Origin of the sequence: Calditerricola satsumensis, from assembly GCF_014646935.1 — a bacterium.
Lineage (GTDB): Bacteria > Bacillota > Bacilli > Calditerricolales > Calditerricolaceae > Calditerricola > Calditerricola satsumensis.
The window spans coordinates 1-18,900 of record NZ_BMOF01000048.1; the positions used below are offsets into that span (position 1 = coordinate 1).

Sequence of the window (18,900 nt, forward strand, 5' to 3'; positions counted from 1 at the left end):
ATTTTCTCGTGAGTGACCGGCTTCACTTCGGTTAGGTTTTTATGTGAGTTGACACGCCCACAACCGGCGGTTGATCGGGAAGCGGGTGGTCGGGTAGCGGGACGATGGGCGCGTCGCCCCACAAGCGCTCGAGGTTGTAGAACTCCCGCTCCTCGCGATGGAAGACGTGGACCACCACGTCGCCCGCGTCGAGCAAGACCCAGCGGGCCTCGTCGTACCCCTCCATCCCGCGCACGAAGATCCCGTTTTCCTCCAATTTGTCGCGCACGGCCGCCGCGATGGCCTGCACTTGCGTTTCGGAATTGCCGTGGCAGATGACGAAATAATCGGCGATCACCGACAGTCCGCGAATATCCAAAATCAGGACGTTTTGCGCCTTTTTGTCTTGCGCGGCCGTCGCGGCCAGGAGCGCCACCTCTTTGCCCGTCATCCTCCACCCTCCTTGTTCCGCGCTGCGCATGCGCCGATGAGATCATTGTAGGCCAAAAGCGTCAGGGGATATACGCGCATTCCCCGGGAAATGAGGTAGGCGATCGTTCCGCCCAACGCCTTGGCCAGCGCCGCGTCGAGATCCACCTCCGCCAGGCGGCGAATCTCGTCGACCCCTGGAAACTGCCGCCCCGGCTCGATGTAGTCGGCCAGACAAACCACCTTTTCCAGCACGCTCATCCCCGGCCGACCGGTGGTGTGGTAGCGGATGGCGTTCAGCACGTCCTCGTCGGCCACGCCGAAGCGCGCCTTGGCCACCTCGGCGGCGACGGGGCCGTGCCACAGCTCGGCGTCGTAGGCGAGGACGTCCTGGGGAAAGGCGCTCGCCTGCACCGCCGCGCGCAGCCGGTCGATGGGCCAGAACTTGGCGAAGTCGTGCAGAATGGCCGCCAGCTCCGCCTTCGTCGGGTCGGCTCCGTAGCGTTCGGCAAGCCGCACCGCCGCCTCCACCACCCCGAGGGTGTGGAGGTAGCGGGGCTCCGGGACCTCGTCCCGCAGCGCCCGAAGCAACGTCTCGCGGTCAACGCTTCCGTTTCCCATAGACCTCATGCGCCTCCATGTACTGCCGCACCGCCTCCGGCACCAGGTAGCGCACCGAGCGCCCCGCGCGGATCCAGCGGCGAAGTTCGGTGGCCGACAGCGCCAAAAGGGGCATGTCCACCCAATGCAGGGGAATCCCGGGGAGAACGGGGCGTGCATACCCCGGCCGCCCGAGGGCGACGAAGCGGACGAGGGTTTTCAGCTCGTCAATGGCGCGCCAGTTGGGCAGATCGGCGGCCATGTCCGCCCCGACGATGAAGTAAAATTCCGCGTCCGGATGCTGCCGGCGCAGCGCTCTGACCGTGTCCACCGTGTACGAGGGGCCCGGGCGGCGCAGCTCGATGTCGCAAACGCGAAAGGCCGGGTGATCGGCCACGGCCAGCTCGACCATGCGCAGCCGATGGTGCGCCGGCGACACCGCGTCGCGCATCTTGTGCGGCGGCTGGCCGGCCACAACGAACCACACCTCATCCAGGGCCAATTCGTCGCGCACCCGCTCGGCCGCCGCCAGGTGTGCCACGTGCGGCGGGTCAAAGGTGCCGCCGAAGAGTCCAACCTTCACCCGATCACCTCGGCAGTTCGATCCGCTTCTTTTCGCGCGACTCGCGGTACAGCACGATGACGTTGCCGATCACCTGAACGAGCTCCGCCCCCGTCGCCTCGGCGAGCTGGCGCGCCACTTCCTCCTTGTCTTGCGGGCAGTTTTTCAGGACGTTCAGCTTGATCAGCTCCCGCGCTTCCAGGGCGTCGTCCACCTGCTTGATCAAATTGGCGTTTACGCCGCCCTTGCCCACCTGAAAGATCGGCGTGAGGGGGTGGGCCAGGGCGCGAAGGTAGCGCTTCTGCTTGCCGGTCAGCATTCTTTCCCCTCCTTCTCGGCCGCCAGCGCCCGCAGCGCGGCGTCGCGCATGAGCGCCACCGGCGCCGGCCGGCCGGTCCACCGTTCGAAGGCCAAGGCGCCCTGGTGGACGAGCATGCCCAATCCGCCGTGGGTGACGAGCCCCCGCGCCTCGGCTTCCCGCAGCAGGCGCGTCTTGAGCGGGCGGTACACGAGGTCGCTCACGAGGAGGCCGTCGTGGAGCCACTCCGGGGGAAGCGGCGTCTCGTCCGCGTGGGGCACCATCCCCACCGACGTCGTGTTGATGAGCAGTGTCGCCTCGCGCACCGCGTCGGCCAGCCGCTCGGGGGGCACCGCCCAGGCGTCGGCGAACGGGGCGAGGTGTGCCGCCAGCTCCGCGGCCTTCTCCGGCGTGCGGTTGGCGATGGCGATGCGCGATGCGCCGCCCTTGGCCAGGCTGACGGCCACCGCCCGTGCCGCCCCGCCGGCGCCAAGGATGAGCACCCGCTGCGCAGCGAGGTCCACGCCCGTCTCCTCGACCAGGGACCGGACGTACCCGCGGCCGTCGGTGTTCGTGCCCACCAGCCGCCCGTCCGCTTCCACGATCACCGTGTTGACCGCCCCGATCGCCCGCGCCTCCTCGTCGAGCGCATCCAAGAGGGGGACAATGGCCACCTTGTGCGGGATCGTCACGTTCACCCCGCGAAAGGACAGGGCGCGCAGGGCCCGCACCGCGTCGGCCAGATGCGCCGGTGGCACGGGAAAGGCCACGTAGCGCAGGTTGAGGCCCAGGGCCGCGAAGGCGGCGTTGTGCATGGCCGGCGACAGGGAATGGCCTACGGGGTAGCCAAACAGACCCACAAGGCGCGTCTCGGCGGTGATCGTCATCGCGTTTCGCCCCTTACTTCCGTCTTGCCCCGGCGTTCCGGTGCCTTCCACCGCGGCCCACACCGCACCCCCGCCGATCCGCTCACGACGAGCCCGCCGCGCGACGAATTTCGCGGATCCGACGCAGGTGCTCCTCGTAGGTCTTGCTGAACACGTGGGAGCCGTCCGGGCGGGCAACATAGTAATAGAAGTCGTGCCGCTCGGGATGGAGCGCCGCCTCCAGCGCGCCCCGCCCCGGCGCGGCGATGGGCCCCGGCGGCAATCCGGGATAGCGATAGGTGTTGTACGGCGAGTCCACCTTCAGATCCTCGTAGAGCAGCCGCTCTTTGTGCTTCCCCAGCGCGTACTGCACGGTGGCGTCGATCTGCAGCTTCATGCCCTTCTTCAGGCGGTTGTAGATGACCCCGGCGATGCGCCGTCGCTCCTCGGGGCGCTTGGCCTCCCGCTCCACCATCGACGCGATCGTCACCACCTCGTGCAGGCGCTGGGGCGGAATGGCCAGCTCCTTGGCCACCTCGTCGAATCGCCGGCGCATCAGCGCAATCAGCTCGTTCGCGCCGTCGCCCTTCTGCAGGCGATAGGTGTCCGGATACAGGTAACCCTCGAGGCGCCGGTTGCCGGGCGGGAGCTTCCCCTCCACGCCCGCGGGGGGCTTGGCCACCGCCAGGGCCTGAAAAAACGCCGCGCGATCGGCAATGCCCAGTTCGGCCACGCGGTCGGCCATCTGCTCCAGCGTCCAGCCTTCGGGAATGGTCACCGTCACCCAGTCGCGCACGGTACGGCCTTCCGCCAAAAGGGCAACCAGCTCGCCCACGGAGATGTTGGCGGGGATGTCATAGGTGCCCGCCTTCAGCGATTGGCCGGCCGCCCGCCACCGGAAGTACGCCGCGTCGCGCACGAGCCCTTCCGCCTCGAGGTGCTCGGCGATGCGCGCCGTGCTCCAGCCCGGATCGATGGTGATGCGCTTGGCCGGGTTCTGCGGATACTCCAGCGCCGCCCACGCCCCCACGGCCAGCAGGACGGCGAGAGCGGCCGCGCTCAGCCACGCGCGATACCTCCGCATCATCGCCGAACCCGCTCCTAGATCAAGGCGCGACGCAACCCGACCCCGACGCCCTGCGGGACGTGCACGTCAACGAGGGCGCCTGTGCCGCGGACCGAAATCCATCCCAGCCCGGAGATGACGATGTCCACCGGATCGGGGGGCACCTCGAAGGTGTGGCGGACAAACGGGGGGAGGTGCTGCCAATCGCTGCCCCGTGGCGGCGACAAAAGCCCTCCACGGTGCCGCTCGTACAGGGCATCGGCGTTGACCAGCTTGGTGCGATGGATGCGCAGGCGGTTGGACACGTAGCAGACAAAGGACTGCCGCTCGCCGCGCACGAAGTCCAGCCGCGCCAGGCCGCCAAAGAACAGCGTCTGCTGGTCGTTCAGCTGGTACACCCGCGGGCGCAGGGTTTCCTCCGGGATCAAAATCTTGAGGTCCTGCGGGGACACCATGTGGCTGATCTGGTGCGCGTTGACGATGCCCGGCGTGTCGTACAGCCGGCACCCGTCGCCGAGCGGAATCTCGATGACGTCGAGGGTCGTGCCCGGAAAGCGGGATGTGGTGATGGGCCGCCGCGTATCGACGCCGTAGAGAGGAAGAAGCCGGTTGAGGAACGTCGACTTGCCGACGTTCGTCACCCCGACCACATACACGTCCCGCCCGTCGCGCAGCTCCTCAATGGCCTCCGCCACCGCCTCGAGGCGCAGCCCTTTCTTCCCGCTGCACAGCTCGATGCGCGTCGGGGTAAGGCCCAATTCCCGCGTCATCTGTTCCAGCCACAGCCGCACCTTTTGCCAGTTTGTCTGCCGGGGCAAGAGGTCGACCTTGTTCCCCACGAGGAGGACCGGGTTGTCGCCGGTGTAGCGCGCCAGGTCGGGGATCCACGTCCCGTTGACGTCAAACAGGTCGACCAGCTTGACGACGAGGGCGTCGGTCTGGCCGATCCGCTCGAGGATGCGCGCAAAGTCTTCCGCATCCAACCGGACGGTCATCACCTCATTGTAATGCGTAATGCGAAAACAACGCTGGCAGGTGACCTCTTCCCGCTCCGCGAGCACCTGGGCGGGGACGTAACCGGGTCGGGTCTCGTCCTCCGACTGCAGCACCGCTCCGCATCCGGGGCAAATCCGTTTTCCCTGCTTCATCGCGTCTCCCCCCACTTGAGCCAGCCCTTGTGCCGCATCCAGCGAAACGCGAGCCGTTCCAGCCGGCGATTGATCCGCGTCCAGAAGCCTTCTTTCCCGGCGAGGGGAAGGACCAAAATGGTAGCAAACCCCAGGCGCTTGCCCCCCAGCACGTCGGTAAAGAGCTGGTCGCCGACCACGACCACCTGATGGGGGGGCAACTGCAACATGCGCAGCGCTTTGAAAAACGCGCTGCGCATCGGTTTGCGGGCCCGATGGATATAGGGGACGCCGAGGGGATCGGCGAAGGTGGCCACGCGGGTCCGGTTGTTGTTGGAGACGATGACCACGCGAAAGCCGCGGTCCTGCACCCCCTTCAACCACGCCACCACGCGCGGCGTCGCATTCGGGCGGTCGGCTTCCACCAGCGTGTTGTCCAAATCCGTGATGATGCCGCGGATGCCCGCGTTCCACAACGCCTCCAGGTCGATCTGGTAGACGCTGTCAACATACAGGTCCGGAACAAGCCTTCTGAGTAACACCGGGTCACCTCAACCGGGAAAATATCGCCGCATCGTGTGCTCGGCCACTACTATATCATACTTCCCCATTTCCGTGCAGGCGCGATTGGAAAAAACGCGCTTTACCCGCGATCCGATTCGGCCTCTTTCCGCTTGTCGCGCCCCTGTTTGTACAGCGCCTGAAACAATTTCATCAGCGCCCGTTTTTCGATGCGCGACACGTAGGAGCGGGAAATGCCCAGTTCTTTGGCGATTTCCCGCTGCGTCTTCTCTTCCGCGCGCACGAGGCCGAAGCGGTGCAGGATCACCTCGCGTTCCCGCGGGTCGAGGGCATCCAGGTGCGCATAAATCTGGTCCTTCTCCAATTCGAACTCCACCGCGTCGACGACCTCGTCCATCTCGGTGCCCAGGATGTCCGCCAGGGTGATCTCGTTGCCTTCTTTGTCCTGGCCGATGGGATCGTGGAGCAAGACTTCCCGACGCGTCTTTTTCAAGGAGCGAAGGTGCATGAGGATCTCGTTTTCGATACAACGAGCCGCATAGGTGGCCAATTTTGTTCCCTTGTCCATCTGATAACTTTCAATCCCCTTGATCAACCCGATCGTGCCGATGGAAATCAGATCTTCGGTGTCCTCGCCCGTGTTCTCAAACTTCTTCACAATGTGGGCCACCAGGCGCAGGTTGTGCTCGATCAGCTTGTTGCGCGCCTCCCGGTCCCCCTTGGCCATCCGGCGCAGGTACAACGCCTCTTCTTCCTCGCTGAGGGGTTGGGGAAACGCGTTGTTCTTGATGTACGACACAAAGAGCAAGAGGTCTTTCAAGAGCAAGACCAAACCGCCAAACAGGCCGAACACACCCAGCCACCTCCCCGGTGCAGCGGCTTGGTGCTACTGTATGAGGCTGGGCTTCTGTCCGTGTCTGTCCCACAGCATACAGTTTGACTGTATGGTTTTGACGGGGGTATACTAAAGGCAAAAGCCCCGAAATGCGGGAGGTGAAACCCGTGGGGAACGGCGACTCTACCGCATCGGCGAGCTGGCCCGCCGATCGGGACTCAGCGTGCGCACGATCGACTACTACACGCAGATCGGTCTCTTGATTCCCGTCCGGCGAAGCCCCTCGAACTACCGCTATTACGGCGACGACGCCCTGGTCCGCCTGCGGTGGATCGAGCGGCTGAAAGCGGAGAAGTACACGTTGGAGGAAATCCGCGCATGGCTGGACGAAATCGATCACCTGCTGCGCGAGGGCGACTTGCAGAGCCTGGCCCAGCGGATGGAAGAGGTGTTGGCCTCCCTGGAACAAGCGAAAAAGGAGCTGGCCAAGCTGACGCCGGCCCTGTCCCATCTGCAAGGGCAGGACCACGATCGCGTGGCGAAGCAGTTTGCCGCGCGCGCCATGTCCACGCTCCAAGGCATGCTCGTGCTCCTGAGCAACACCCCGCCGACCCTGTGATCACCTTACCGTTTCGGCTGTCGGCGGCAAGAAAGCGCTTCACTCTACAAAATGGAGGGCGGATCCGATGTTCTTCCATCCCATGGATTTCCTGATTTTTGCGGCGTTTGGCCTCGCCCTGTGGGCGCAGATTCGCGTGCAGGGCAATTTTAGCCGCTGGCATGGCGTCCCGGCTGCGTCGGGGCTGACGGGTGCCGAGGCGGCGCGCATCCTGCTCGATCGCAACGGCCTCCACGACGTGCCCGTGGAACTCGTGCCGGGCCGCCTGACCGACCATTACGACCCCATCCACCGCGTCGTGCGCCTGTCGGAGGATGTGTACTACGGGCGAAGCATCGCCGCGCTGTCGGTGGCCTGCCACGAGGTGGGGCACGCCATCCAGCACAAGGTGCGCTACCCGATGCTCGTGCTGCGCCACCGCATGTTTCCCGTGGTCAACTTCAGCGCGTCGCTTGCCCCGCTGTTCCTCCTGGGCGGCCTTCTGCTGCAATGGGCCAACCTGATCGGCCTGGGGATCGTGCTCTTCTCGGCTGCCGTGGCCTTCCAGCTGGTCACCCTCCCCGTGGAGTTCAACGCCAGCAGCCGCGCGAAAAAGTTGATGCTGCAAGAAGGATTTATCGCCCGCGGTGAAGAAAAAGGTGTGGAAAAGGTGCTGAACGCCGCCGCGCTCACCTACGTCGCCGCGACGCTGGTGGCCGTGTTGGAATTGGTCAAGTATGTCATGATCTTTACCCAGGCCAACCGCGAAGAATAATGGAAAGGCAACCGGAACGTTTGGGAAAGGGGGTGTGCCCTTCCCCTTTGTCGGGGAAGGGCGCTGACACCTTGGAAAGTCCGAGTTTCCCTACCGTCCTGCTCAATCTGTTTGTGGTGTTCCTGCTGGTGTTCTTGAACGGGTTCTTTGTCGCCGCCGAGTTTGCCATCGTGAAGGTGCGCCAGTCGCGCATCCTCCAGCTGGTGAACGAGGGCAACCGCCGTGCGCGCTTCGCCCAGCACGTGACGAACCGCCTCGACGCGTACCTCTCGGCGTGCCAGTTGGGGATCACCCTCTCGTCCCTCGGTTTGGGTTGGGTGGGGGAGCCGGCCATCGCGCGGATGATCGAGCCGGCCCTCAAGCCGCTCGGCGTTCCGCCCATGGCCGTGCACAGCATCGCGTTCGTCGTCGCGTTCTCCTTCATCACGTTCCTGCACATCGTGCTGGGCGAGCTGGCGCCCAAATCCATCGCCATCCGCAAGGCGGAACCCGTCACGCTGTGGCTCTCCCCGCCGCTGATGCTCTTTTACAAAGTGATGTATCCGGTCATCTGGTTCTTGAACGGCACGGCAAATTGGTTCTTGCGGCGCATCGGCATTGAACCGGTCGACGAGCTCCAGCAGGCCCACACCGAAGAGGAGATCCGCATCCTCGTCAAGCAGAGCCATCAGCGCGGCCTCATCGATCAAACGGAGCGCGTCCTCGTCGACAACGTCTTTGAATTTTCCGAACGGGTGGCCCGCGAAGTGATGGTGCCGCGGACCAAAATGGTCGTCTTGTACCTAGAAGATTCCTTTGAGGAGAACCTCAGCATCGCCCGCGAAACGCGCCATACACGCTATCCGGTGGCCGAAGAGGACAAGGACAACATCATCGGCTTCGTTCACGTTTCGGATCTGTACGCCGAAGCCCTGAAACCCGGCAAGGACAAGAGCCTCAAGCCCCTCATCCGCCCGATTTTGACCGTTCCGGAATCGATGGAGCTCAGCCAAGTGCTGCGGCTGATGCAGAAAAAGCGCGTGCACATGGCCATTGTCGTCGACGAGTACGGCGGAACGGCGGGGCTGCTCACCCTCGAAGACATTCTCGAGGAAATCGTCGGCGAGATTCAAGATGAATTCGACGATGAGCGCCCCTTGTGGGAAAAGAAGGGCGACGTGTATTCCGTCGACGGGCGCGTGCTGATCGAGACGGTCAACGAGCTGCTGCAGCTCGACATCGAGAACGAAGAGGTCGACTCCATCGGCGGGTGGGTCTACGCCCGCCTGGAAGGGGCGCCGGAAGTAGGGAAGACGGTGGTGTACGACAACGTGCTGTTCGAGGTGGCGGAGATGGACCGGCTGCGCATCTCCCGCTTGAACATCAGGCGCCTGCCGCCGGAGACGGCCAGCGCCGCCGCGGACGATGCCACCGTGGAAGCCACGGTGGAACAGCGGTGACGCTGCCCTCTAGACGACGTCAAAAAACACGAACAGGTACACCCACACCGCAAACGCGAGGGCGGCGAGCAGCACCCCCACCCACACGACGGCAAAGGCGGCAAACCTGCGCCCCGCCGTCCGGGCCAGCCCGTTCCACACCGCGGGCAACACCAGCAGGATCAGCCCCAAAAACACCGCCAAGAAGGGGCCCAAAAAGAGCAGCTCTTCGTACAGCACGGCCACCCCTCCTCGTCTTGCGGGTGTGCCGTGTTAGGGTATGCGGCAAGGTCCGGGGCGGTTATTCGTTTGCCGCCACCACCCTCATCACCTCGCCGAACAGGCGGGTGGCCTGGTTTTTGCCTTCTCGGCTCTGCCCGCGCACCAAGACGGCCACCGCGTAACGCGGCTGTGGTGCAGGCCCAAATCCCACAAACCAATGGTGATTGACCTGACGTTGGCCCAGGACTGCCTGGGCCGTTCCGCTTTTTCCGGCAAGTTTCCAGGGATGGGCGCCCAGCGCCGTTCCCGTCCCCTCCTCCACCACCCCGCGCATGAGCTTGCGCAGGCGGTAGGCCGTGTACGGCGAAACGCCCGACGCGTCGGGGAGACGCCGCTTGGAAAACACGACAAAGGATGCGCCGGTTTGGTAGCGCAGCTCCGTCGCCACCCGCACGGAGACGGGCGTTCCGCCATTGAGGAGCGTCACGACGAGATTGGCCGCCGCCAGGGGCGTCAGGCGCACATCGCGCTGCCCGATGGCCGTCTGAACGAGTGCCCCCTCGTCCGCCTTCTCCTCCGGGCGGGCAAACACCTGGCCCGCTTCCTCTTCGGCAAACTGGGCCAGTCGCGGGAGGCGAAAAAAGGGCGCCTCCGCCCAGCCCACGGTGCCGACGACGCCGAGGGCCCGCGCATACCGTTCGATCGTCTCGCCGCCCAGGCGCCTGGCCAGCTCGGCAAACACGAGATTGCACGACTGGGCGAACCCCTCGGCCAGGGTGAGGTGGCCGTGGCCACCTGGTTTCCAGCAGGAAAAGCCGTACCGGCCCAGCTCGCCGGAACAGAAGAAGCGCTCCTCCTCCGTCGTCACACCCTCCTCGAGGGCGGCGGCGGCGACGACGATCTTGAACACCGAACCCGGCGGCGTGCGCATCAGGGCGCGGTTTCGCCACGCGTCTCCCGTGGCGTAGGGATGGCGCGGATCAAAGGCCGGGCGGCTCACCATGGCCCGCACCTCCGCCGTTTTGGCGTCGAGGACGACGATCGCCCCGTCGCGCAAGGGAAAGCGATCGGCGACGCGCTCCAGCGCCTGCTGCAGCGGGCGATCAAGGGTGGTCACCAGTTCCAGCGGATAGAAGGGGTTGTCCGGCGCGCGAAGGCGGAGGCCCAGGCCGGACAGCACATTCCCGCGCGCGTCGGTGAAGTAGGCCAGCGTTGTCGACCCCACCCCCTGCAGAAAGGGCTCAAAGGACCGCTCCAACCCCGCGGCGCCGACCAACTGGGTGAGCGGCACGTCCGCGCGCCCCCACCCCTCCCGGTACAAGCGGCGCACCAGATCGGGGTTTTGGCTGACAAAGCCAAGCACATGGCGCGCCACGCCGCCTTCCGGATAGCGCTCGGCAACCGAGAAGACGCGCACCTCGGGAAGGCCCAGGGCCGCGACGGCGCGCGCCTGTTTCGCCGTGAGGGCCACCAGGCGGCCGCGGGCGTCGCGCCAGAAGTCAGGACCCTTCGCCTCCCGAAACCAGCGCGCAAGGCGGTCGGGATCGGCGCGGAGAATGGCCGCCAGTCGCCGCGTGGCCGCGTCGTCGGGCACCGCGCGCCGCGCGACGGGCAAAAAGGCCAGCGCGCACACCGTGCGCCCGGTGAGCGGCCGCCCCTGGCGATCGACGATGGGCCCGCGTCCGGTGTCGAGCACGAGCACGCGCTCCCGCTGGCGCACCGACGCCTCCACCAGGTCGATGCCGCGCTCGGAGAAACTGCGCTGCGCCCACACCTGAATCCATCCCAGCCGTCCCAAAAGCGCCGCCCACATCACTGCGCCAACCACAAGCAGCGCGATGAGGCGGTTGCGGTGCCGCCCTCCCTGCGCCGCATCCATCGTCCCATCCTCCCCGCGAGCGGGATACTGGATAGGATAGCCAGGATCGCGGCAGGGCAAACGGGGCCAACACCGTCCTGGAACCGAAAGCCGGTCTCGTTGCGAGGAAAACGGAAAGCGGCCCGCATGGCTCGGGCCGCCGCTTTCGCTGGCGCGCGTTTGTGCACGCAAGATACGCGGGGCACCGGTTCAGCGCCCCGCGTTTTCTTCCTCCTGGAAATAGAGCCACTCGTCGAAGGCTTCCGCCGCCCGCTCCCATTCGTCCTCATCCTCGATGGGTTCCACGGCAACCGGACCGTCATTCCCGAAGCGGACGCGGAAGAGATACCAGTCTTCCCCGTCCGCGTCGCGCCGCCCCTTGAGCACGGCGTAGACCGTGCCGTCCAGGTCAAACTCGGTCAGCACACGGTAGCGCTCCTCCGACCCGTCGCCGACGAGGGCCACCTCGTCGCCCATCGCCTCGCGCAGGTAAAAGACCTCGCGGGCCATGCGCGGTTCCGTCATCGCTTCGCCTCCCTGCCGTCCGCCGCATCGGCCTCGTCGTCCTCCCCCGCGTCGTCGGCGTCGCCGTCCAGCACGCCTTCCTCGGCGAGGGTCTGGTAGGCGTCCTCGATCACCTGCCAGGCGGCGTTGAACTCGTCCTCGTCTTCAACGGGAGCCAGGCTGCCGTCCTCCTCCAAGCGGAACAGGAAGACGTCTTGTTCCTCGTCGTTGATCTGCTCCTCGGGCACCAGGGCAAAATAGCGGGTCCCGTTGTGCTCGAACTCGTACATCACGCGAAAATCCCGTTCGTCCTCCCCATCCACCAGCGTCACCGGATCGCCCACTTCAATCGGCTCCTGCATCGCCATGCCATTCCCTCCTTTTGGCGTCCAAATACCCTTGCAACATGACCGCCGCGGCCACCTTGTCGACCACCTGCTTGCGCCGGCGCCGGCTGAGATCGGCCTCAAGGAGCGTCCGCTCGGCCAGCACCGTGGTCAGCCGCTCGTCCCACAGGTGGACCGGCAAGGTCAGCCGCTTTTCAAGAAAGCGCGCGAAGGCCTGGCACCGTTCGCCGGTCGGCCCCAGGGTGCCGTTCATGTTCCGGGGCAGGCCGACGACGATGGCCGTCACACCGTACTGTTCGATGAGACGCTGAAGAGCGGCCACATCGGCTTCCTTCGACGTGCGGCGGATGACGGCGACGCCCTGGGCGGTCAGGCCCAGCTCGTCGCTCACCGCCACGCCGATGGTCCGCTCCCCCACGTCCAGCCCCATGATGCGCATGGCAACCGTTCCCACTCCTAGTCTGATCCGCCGGCGCACCCGTCATGCACCGTGCCCGCGGCGCGCCGCCCTTAGAAGCGGCACCACGCTCCGCCGGCCGGGCGGCGCCGTCCCCAAGCCGCGGTCACTCCCGGCCGTTCACCTGCAGGTAGTGCTTCACCAGCTCTTCGATCAGCTCGTCGCGCTCCACCTTGCGAATCAGCGTGCGGGCGTTGTTGTGGCGGGCAATGTAGGCCGGGTCGCCCGACAAGAGGTACCCCACCAGCTGGTTGATCGGGTTGTATCCCTTTTCCTTGAGGGCGTCGTAGACGGTGAGGATGACGTCGCGCGGCGAGATGTCCGCGCTGTCCTCCTTCACGCGGAAACGCATCGTCTTGTCCATCGAACTCATGGTCCGGTGCCACCTCGCTCCAGCGGTCCTAACGGTACAAATTCGCCGCGAAGGGCCGGTTTCCTCTTCGCGGCGACACGGGTTTTTTTGCCCCTTGTCATGGCGAAACCCGCGCGCGGCTCCCACCTGCGCCGCGCGACGCGCTCGCCCGCCTTCGCGTCAGCCCACCTGCACCGCGCGCACGAACTCCTTGACGTAGCCAAGCGCCTCGTCAAGCCGCTGCGGGTCGCGGCCCCCGGCCTGGGCCAGGTCCGGACGGCCACCGCCGCCCCCGCCGCAGCGCGCAGCCACTTCCTTGACGAGCTTCCCGGCGTGGAAGCCGCGCTGCACGAGGTCCGATGTGACGCCGGCAACGAGGCTAACCTTGCCCTCGCGCGCCGTGCCGAGGACGACGATGCCCGAGCCGAGCTTCTTCTTCAGCTCGTCGCACAGGGCGCGCAGGCCGTCCATGTCGACGCCGCTCACCTTGGCGGCGATCACCTTCACCCCTTCCACCGTCTCGGCCCGCTCGGCGAGGGACTGGGCCTCGAGGCGACTGAGCCGCGCCTGCAGCGACTCGTTCTGCCGCTCCAGCGCGCGCAGCTCCTCCTGCAGGTGCTGGATGCGTGCCGGCACGTCGCTGACGTGGCCCGCCTTTAGCATGTCCGCCGCCGTGCGCAGCAAGTCGAGCTGCTGGCCCACGTATTCGTAGGCGTGGCGGCCGGTCACCGCCTCGATGCGCCGCGTGCCGGCGCCGATGCCGCTTTCGCTGACGATCTTGAAGAGGCCGATTTCCGCCGTGTTGCGCACGTGGCAGCCGCCGCACAGCTCGAGGCTGTAGTCGCCCACCTGCACGACGCGCACAATATCGCCATACTTCTCCCCGAAGAGGGCCATCGCCCCCATGGCCTTGGCCTTCTCCAGCTCGGTGTGGAAGATGGTCACGTCGATTCTCTTCCAGATTTGCTCGTTCACCCGCCGCTCGATGCGCTGAAGCTCCTCGGCGGTGAGGGCGCTGAAGTGGGTGAAGTCGAAGCGCAGCCGGTCCGGCGCCACGAGGGAGCCGGCCTGGTTGGCGTGCTCGCCGAGGATCTCCTTGAGGGCCTTGTGCAGGAGGTGCGTGGCGGTGTGGTTCTTGACGATGTCGGCGCGCGCCGCCCTGTCCACCGCCGCCATCACCGCGTCGCCGACGCGCACCCGGCCGCGGACGACGCGCACGGTGTGGACGTGCTGGCCGTTGGGGCCCTTCTGCACGTCGTCCACCTCGAGCTCCCCGTTGGGCCCAACGATGCGCCCCTTGTCGGCCACCTGGCCGCCGCTCTCGGCGTAGAAGGGCGTCTCGGCGAGGATCACCTGGGCCGTGTCGCCCTCGGCCACCTCGTCGACGAGGGCGTCGTCCTTCACCAGGGCGGCGACACGGGTCTCCACCTCCAGCCGGTCGTAGCCGACGAAGGCGCTTTCCATGGTGAGGTCGCCCAGCACGCCGCCCTGCACGCGCATGCCGCTCACCTCACCGCGCGCCGCCCGCGCCCGCTCGCGCTGCTTGGCCATCTCCGCCTCAAAGCCGTCCCGGTCCACCTTCAGGCCCTGCTCGGCGGCAAAGTCCTCGGTCAGGTCGAGGGGGAATCCGTAGGTATCGTACAGGCGGAAGGCCTCCTCGCCGGTGATCGTGTCGCGCCCCTCACGTTTGGCCGCGTCGACGAGTTCCTGCAGCAGGGAGAGGCCTTCCTCCAGCGTCTCGTGGAAGCGCTCCTCCTCGGTGCGGATGACGCGGCGGATGAGGTCGGCCTTTTCCACCACTTCCGGGTAGTAATCGCCCATGATGGCGCCGACGACGGGCACCAGCTCGTGAAGGAAGGGCCGGTCAATGCCGAGCACCTTGCCGTAGCGCACGGCGCGGCGCAGGAGCCGGCGGATGACGTAGCCGCGACCCTCGTTGCCCGGCAGCGCCCCGTCGCTGATGGCGAAGGTGACGGCGCGCACGTGGTCGGCGATCACCTTAAAGGCCACGTCCTGCTCGCGGTCATCCCCGTAGCGCAGGCCAGAGAGCTCCGCCGTGCGGTCGATGATCGGGCGGAACAGGTCGGTGTCGAAGTTGGTCGGCACGTCCTGCAGGATGGAGGCCATCCGCTCCAGGCCCATCCCGGTGTCGATGTTCTTCTTCGGCAGCTCGGTGTACGTGCCGTCGGGGTTGTGGTTGAACTGGGAGAAGACGAGATTCCACACCTCGAGATAGCGCTCGTTCTCCCCGCCGGGGTAGAGCTCCTCGGGGCTCTTCGCCGTGTGGTTGAGGTGCGCCCCGCGGTCGTAGAAGATCTCCGAGCACGGGCCGCAGGGACCTTCGCCGATGTCCCAGAAGTTGTCCTCGTGGCGGATGATGCGCGCCTCGGGCAGGCCGATCTTCTTGTGCCAGATTTCGAAGGCCTCGTCGTCCTCGGGGTGGATCGTCACGCTGAGGCGGTCGGGATCAAAGCCGATCCACTCCTTGCTGGTGAGGAACTCCCACGCCCAGGTGATGGCCTCTTCCTTGAAGTAGTCGCCGATGGAGAAGTTTCCGAGCATCTCGAAGAGCGTGTGGTGGCGGGCCGTCTTCCCGACGTTCTCGATGTCGTTGGTGCGGATGCACTTCTGGGCGTTGGCGATGCGCGGGTTGTCGGGCACCAGGCGGCCGTCGAAGTACTTCTTCAAGGGGGCCATCCCGGCGTTGATCCACAAGAGCGACGGGTCGTCGATCGGCACGAGCGGGGCGCTCGGCTCGATCTTGTGCCCCTTGGAGGCGAAGAAGTCGAGGAATTTCCGGCGGATCTCGCTCGCTTTCATGCACCCATCCCTCCGTCCGTGGTCTTGCGTCCGAAACAAAAAACTCCCGCCCCTCAGGGACGAGAGTTGGCTCTCGCGGTACCACCCTGCTTACGCGAACGGAATGCGCACGCCACCGGTTCCCGGTTGGGGCTCCGCATCACCTCCCGGGTTCCGACGCGCAATGCGGCCGTCCGCGTCGCTCGGCACGATAACGGCGTGTCACCGGCGGGGTTTGCCCGCGCTCCGGGGTGGCCTTCGACCGCTCTTCTTCTAGAGGCCCTTCCAGCCCAAGGGGCCTCCTCTCTGGAGAAGGGCTGCGGTCTACTTCGCCCCGTCATGGCGTTGGGCAGGTGTGTGGACATGCAAGTTGTCAATGTTAAACGTAGCAGAAGGGGCGGGGGGTTGTCAAGGAAAGGAGAAGCATCTCCAACTCCCTCCCCCGATTATAATTCTGCGAAGTTTTTCTGGCTATAGTTTCGTCGAATTCTATGAAGTTTTTAAGCTGAGTTCACGAGAAAAACTTCGCAGAATAACAGTTCTGTGAAAAAATAATCCCGTGACTGAGGATTTGACGCACATACCCTCGACTGTGCCGAAGGAGTTCCATAAAACAAAAATGAAACTACCAATTCCCCTATCAGTAAAATGATATTAAGAATGAGAGCATTAGTACTGTATGGTTGTTTAAAATGATCACGTCCAAAATTGTGGTGTAAAATTCCCCTGGCTTCAGTAGTGGTGGAATTAGGCGACTGGATTGCCCTGTTTCTCAGCTTCTTGGGCAGTTAAACGTTCTTGCTCTGCTTCCACTCAAAATAAGCCGTCATATCGAGGTATTTCCGACCCTGTTGTCCATTCCTCGTCGATTTCCATGAGAACAGCGCCCAGCAACCGTTCCGCCGAAGCAACAGTCGATGGCGTTTTCGATTTTGCGAACCAGGTGATCCTGAGGCACCAATTCGTCCAACGAAACAACGGTAAGCTGGTAACGGCCTTCGGCCGATTGTTTTCTCAGCATGTGGCCACCTCTGCATGGATGAGATAAGAACCCTATTCGACAAAAAAGCGTGTAGACCTTGTACATCCCGGTACTTTGTCTACACGCTGTAACCCCAGGGATTCCCCCTGGGGGTTTTAATTTCAATCCCCACCCGGCTCTTATTGGCGGATGTATGCGTACGACCAGACGCTCGTGGTCGCCGGGCCTCCTCGTACTGAATGGCACCCCTTCCGTCAAATCGGATATTCCCGGCTTTGCTTCTGCACCGACACCCACTTCGGAATCGTAAACTCTTCCACAATCCACGGGTTGCCGAAGCGGCCCACGCCGCTGCACTTGTTCCCGCCGAAGGGCGTGTTGGGTTCGCAGTTCACCGTCTGGTCGTTGACGTGGGTCATGCCGCTGTCGATTTCAAGCGCCAGCTTTTCGCCCTTTTCGATGTCGGACGTGAAGATCGCGGCGCTCAGGCCGTATTCGGTGTCGTTCGCCATCGCGATCGCTTCCTCGTCGGTTCGGGCCTTGATGATCGAAGCGATCGGGGCAAACAGCTCGGTTTGCGCCAGCTTGCTGGCGTTGTCCACATCGACGAAGACGTACGGGGTGAGGACGTTCCCGATCCGCTTGCCTTCCAGCGCCACCTTCACGCCTTCGCGCTTGGCCTCCTCGATGATCTGCAGCGCCTTTTGCATCTGCCGCTCGTTGATGATCGGGCCGACGATCGTCTTCGGATCGGACGGGTCGCCGCAGGGCAAGGTCTTGACCTTCTCTACAAACTTGGCAACAAACTCGTCGTACTTGTCCTGGTGGACGATGATGCGGTTGATGGCCATGCAGATCTGGCCTTGGTGGACGAACTTGCCGAACACCGCCGCCTCCACGGCCTTGTCAACGTCGGCGTCGGACAGCACCACGAAGGGGCTGTTGCCGCCCAGCTCAAGGGCCACGCGTTTCAGGTTCCGGCCGGCGATTTCCCCGACCTTCCGGCCCACGGCGGTGGAACCGGTGAAGCTGATCAGTCGCGGAATCGGGTTGGTGAGCATGTCGTCGCCGATTTCCGCGACTTCCGTCAGAATGACGTTGAGCACGCCTTTGGGAAGCCCGGCCTCCTCGAAAGCTTTGGCGATCACGGAGCCCCCGCTCAAGCCGACTTGCAGATCGGGCTTGTGCACCACCGCGTTCCCCAGCGCGATTGCCGGGACAATGGTGCGCATGGAGAGGTACAGCGGGAAGTTGAAGGGCGAAATCGACGCGATCACGCCAATCGGCAGGCGGTAGATGCGGTTGATCTTACCGGGCACCACAGAGGGCACTTCACGGACCTTGTTGATCTCATCCGCGTAGTTCAGCGCCTCCTGCAGCTCAGCAAGGGTCAAGTCGATCTCGATGTTCGCCTTCAACACGGTGCTGCCGGTTTCCCGGACGAGGAGCGAAACGATCGCCTCGCGGTTCTCCGTAAAGTATTCGATCACGTTGCGAATTACCCGTTTCCGTTCTTCAGCCGTCGTCTTGGCCCACTGTTTTTGCGCTTGCTGTGCCGCTTCAAACGCTTCCTGAAGCTGTTTTTTCGTGGCCAGGCGAACGGTCGTGATGACGGAATTGTCGTACGGATTCAAAATGTCAGACGTACATTCGCTTTGGCCCTCGACCCATTCCCCGTTGATGAAACTTTTGTTCAATTCCTCAAACCGTTGCATGATGCGTGCCTCCTTGTGAGCAAGTCCGTTGCCATGGCCCCTTCTGCATCACGGGCGAGTTTCGCGCACCGCTTTCAACTTCATTATGTGAAGATTTTTTGACAATGTCAAGGTATTATTAACATATGATAAAAATACTAACATCATTTTCTACACTCGTTCGATTCGTTCTGGTGTGAATGTCAACAACCTTCCTCAGCCGATCATTCACGTCCATTTTAGCAAATCGAAATTGTTTCGGTAACGCTCAAACTTTGGACGAGGTACAACCGTACCGTCTGCCTTGACATTGCAGAGTTTTATTGTGTAACGCCCTTTGTTCTTTCCACTTCGATTCCGAACCGCGTGTTGAACAAGCTCTAACGAAGGAATAACCCAATAAGCATCGGCCTGTTCTGAATAAAAAATAAAGTAATAGTTCGGTCGAGGGTTGATAATTTCCATCGCTGCGAAAAGACCAGCATTACTGGGTTTGCAATCCTTTGACCGTGCTTTGATCTGAATTTCAAGGTACCGGATTTCCCCATCCAGTTGAGTCCGTATTCTTGTGTAAAAAGGACTCTCTGAAAAAAGTCAGAGAGCCATTTCC

At 64.0% G+C, this 18,900-nt stretch carries 20 protein-coding genes; 3 read left to right on the forward strand and 17 right to left on the reverse strand.

Annotated features, from left to right (window positions below):
• Positions 1 to 31 precede the first annotated feature (31 nt).
• The 9 genes from rsfS to sigK all read right to left on the reverse strand — a co-directional run bounded on the left by rsfS (position 32) and on the right by sigK (position 6,302).
• Positions 32 to 430 carry a ribosome silencing factor gene (rsfS, locus tag IEX61_RS10000; RefSeq protein WP_188817851.1) on the reverse strand — a complete coding sequence of 133 codons (399 nt, stop codon included), beginning with the start codon at positions 428 to 430 and terminating at the stop codon, positions 32 to 34.
• Positions 427 to 1,029, reverse strand: a complete 603-nt coding sequence (yqeK, locus tag IEX61_RS10005) for a bis(5'-nucleosyl)-tetraphosphatase (symmetrical) YqeK (RefSeq protein ID WP_308423730.1) — start codon at positions 1,027 to 1,029, stop codon at positions 427 to 429. Before yqeK ends, rsfS begins: the two co-directional genes overlap by 4 nt.
• A complete protein-coding gene (locus IEX61_RS10010; protein WP_188817855.1) occupies positions 1,010 to 1,591 on the reverse strand; it encodes a nicotinate-nucleotide adenylyltransferase in 582 nt (193 codons plus the stop codon). Before IEX61_RS10010 ends, yqeK begins: the two co-directional genes overlap by 20 nt.
• Positions 1,592 to 1,595: 4 nt before the next feature.
• Positions 1,596 to 1,889 (reverse strand): ribosome assembly RNA-binding protein YhbY, encoded by a 294-nt coding sequence (yhbY, locus tag IEX61_RS10015; RefSeq protein ID WP_188817857.1) that lies wholly within the window; start codon positions 1,887 to 1,889, stop codon positions 1,596 to 1,598.
• Entirely contained in the window at positions 1,883 to 2,755 is an 873-nt protein-coding gene (locus IEX61_RS10020; protein WP_188817859.1) for a shikimate dehydrogenase, read from the reverse strand. Before IEX61_RS10020 ends, yhbY begins: the two co-directional genes overlap by 7 nt.
• Before the next feature lie 82 nt (positions 2,756 to 2,837).
• Complete coding sequence (gene mltG / locus IEX61_RS10025; RefSeq protein WP_188817861.1) at positions 2,838 to 3,821, reverse strand: endolytic transglycosylase MltG; 984 nt, start codon at positions 3,819 to 3,821, stop codon at positions 2,838 to 2,840.
• Positions 3,822 to 3,835: 14 nt separating this feature from the next.
• Complete coding sequence (gene yqeH / locus IEX61_RS10030) at positions 3,836 to 4,948, reverse strand: ribosome biogenesis GTPase YqeH (RefSeq protein WP_054670987.1); 1,113 nt, start codon at positions 4,946 to 4,948, stop codon at positions 3,836 to 3,838.
• Positions 4,945 to 5,469 (reverse strand): YqeG family HAD IIIA-type phosphatase, encoded by a 525-nt coding sequence (locus IEX61_RS10035; protein WP_054670983.1) that lies wholly within the window; start codon positions 5,467 to 5,469, stop codon positions 4,945 to 4,947. The genes yqeH and IEX61_RS10035 overlap by 4 nt, the downstream gene beginning before the upstream one ends.
• Positions 5,470 to 5,570: 101 nt before the next feature.
• The gene (gene sigK, locus IEX61_RS10040; RefSeq protein WP_054670980.1) at positions 5,571 to 6,302 is read right to left on the reverse strand and encodes an RNA polymerase sporulation sigma factor SigK; all 732 of its coding nucleotides are present in this window, start codon (positions 6,300 to 6,302) and stop codon (positions 5,571 to 5,573) included.
• A 205-nt stretch (positions 6,303 to 6,507) separates the two neighbouring features.
• On the opposite strand from sigK, the gene IEX61_RS10045 reads away from it, so the two are divergent.
• From IEX61_RS10045 to IEX61_RS10055, 3 genes are all read left to right on the forward strand, one after another.
• Positions 6,508 to 6,903 (forward strand): MerR family transcriptional regulator, encoded by a 396-nt coding sequence (locus IEX61_RS10045; RefSeq protein WP_188817863.1) that lies wholly within the window; start codon positions 6,508 to 6,510, stop codon positions 6,901 to 6,903.
• Positions 6,904 to 6,970: 67 nt separating this feature from the next.
• On the forward strand, positions 6,971 to 7,657 hold the full coding sequence (locus IEX61_RS10050; RefSeq protein ID WP_188817865.1) for a zinc metallopeptidase: 687 nt from the start codon (positions 6,971 to 6,973) through the stop codon (positions 7,655 to 7,657).
• Between the two features lie 71 nt (positions 7,658 to 7,728).
• Positions 7,729 to 9,096, forward strand: coding sequence for a hemolysin family protein (locus IEX61_RS10055; RefSeq protein ID WP_054670990.1), 1,368 nt, complete (start codon positions 7,729 to 7,731; stop codon positions 9,094 to 9,096).
• Between the two features lie 9 nt (positions 9,097 to 9,105).
• Here the strand turns inward: IEX61_RS10055 and IEX61_RS10060 are convergent, their stop codons facing one another.
• From IEX61_RS10060 to IEX61_RS10095, 8 genes are all read right to left on the reverse strand, one after another.
• Positions 9,106 to 9,315, reverse strand: coding sequence for a hypothetical protein (locus IEX61_RS10060; RefSeq protein WP_054670973.1), 210 nt, complete (start codon positions 9,313 to 9,315; stop codon positions 9,106 to 9,108).
• A 61-nt stretch (positions 9,316 to 9,376) separates the two neighbouring features.
• Positions 9,377 to 11,176 carry a peptidoglycan D,D-transpeptidase FtsI family protein gene (locus tag IEX61_RS10065; RefSeq protein ID WP_188817867.1) on the reverse strand — a complete coding sequence of 600 codons (1,800 nt, stop codon included), beginning with the start codon at positions 11,174 to 11,176 and terminating at the stop codon, positions 9,377 to 9,379.
• Between the two features lie 189 nt (positions 11,177 to 11,365).
• Entirely contained in the window at positions 11,366 to 11,680 is a 315-nt protein-coding gene (locus tag IEX61_RS10070) for a DUF1292 domain-containing protein (protein ID WP_188817869.1), read from the reverse strand.
• Positions 11,677 to 12,027, reverse strand: a complete 351-nt coding sequence (locus IEX61_RS10075; protein ID WP_054673261.1) for a DUF1292 domain-containing protein — start codon at positions 12,025 to 12,027, stop codon at positions 11,677 to 11,679. Before IEX61_RS10075 ends, IEX61_RS10070 begins: the two co-directional genes overlap by 4 nt.
• Complete coding sequence (ruvX, locus tag IEX61_RS10080) at positions 12,005 to 12,445, reverse strand: Holliday junction resolvase RuvX (protein WP_188817871.1); 441 nt, start codon at positions 12,443 to 12,445, stop codon at positions 12,005 to 12,007. The genes IEX61_RS10075 and ruvX overlap by 23 nt, the downstream gene beginning before the upstream one ends.
• 124 nt (positions 12,446 to 12,569) lie before the next feature.
• Positions 12,570 to 12,836 (reverse strand): IreB family regulatory phosphoprotein, encoded by a 267-nt coding sequence (locus IEX61_RS10085; protein ID WP_188817873.1) that lies wholly within the window; start codon positions 12,834 to 12,836, stop codon positions 12,570 to 12,572.
• A 159-nt stretch (positions 12,837 to 12,995) separates the two neighbouring features.
• The gene (gene alaS, locus IEX61_RS10090) at positions 12,996 to 15,635 is read right to left on the reverse strand and encodes an alanine--tRNA ligase (protein WP_188817875.1); all 2,640 of its coding nucleotides are present in this window, start codon (positions 15,633 to 15,635) and stop codon (positions 12,996 to 12,998) included.
• Positions 15,636 to 16,850: 1,215 nt separating this feature from the next.
• Positions 16,851 to 18,311: an aldehyde dehydrogenase family protein gene (locus IEX61_RS10095; RefSeq protein WP_188817877.1), complete on the reverse strand. Its 1,461-nt coding sequence runs from the start codon at positions 18,309 to 18,311 to the stop codon at positions 16,851 to 16,853.
• Positions 18,312 to 18,900: the final 589 nt, after the last annotated feature.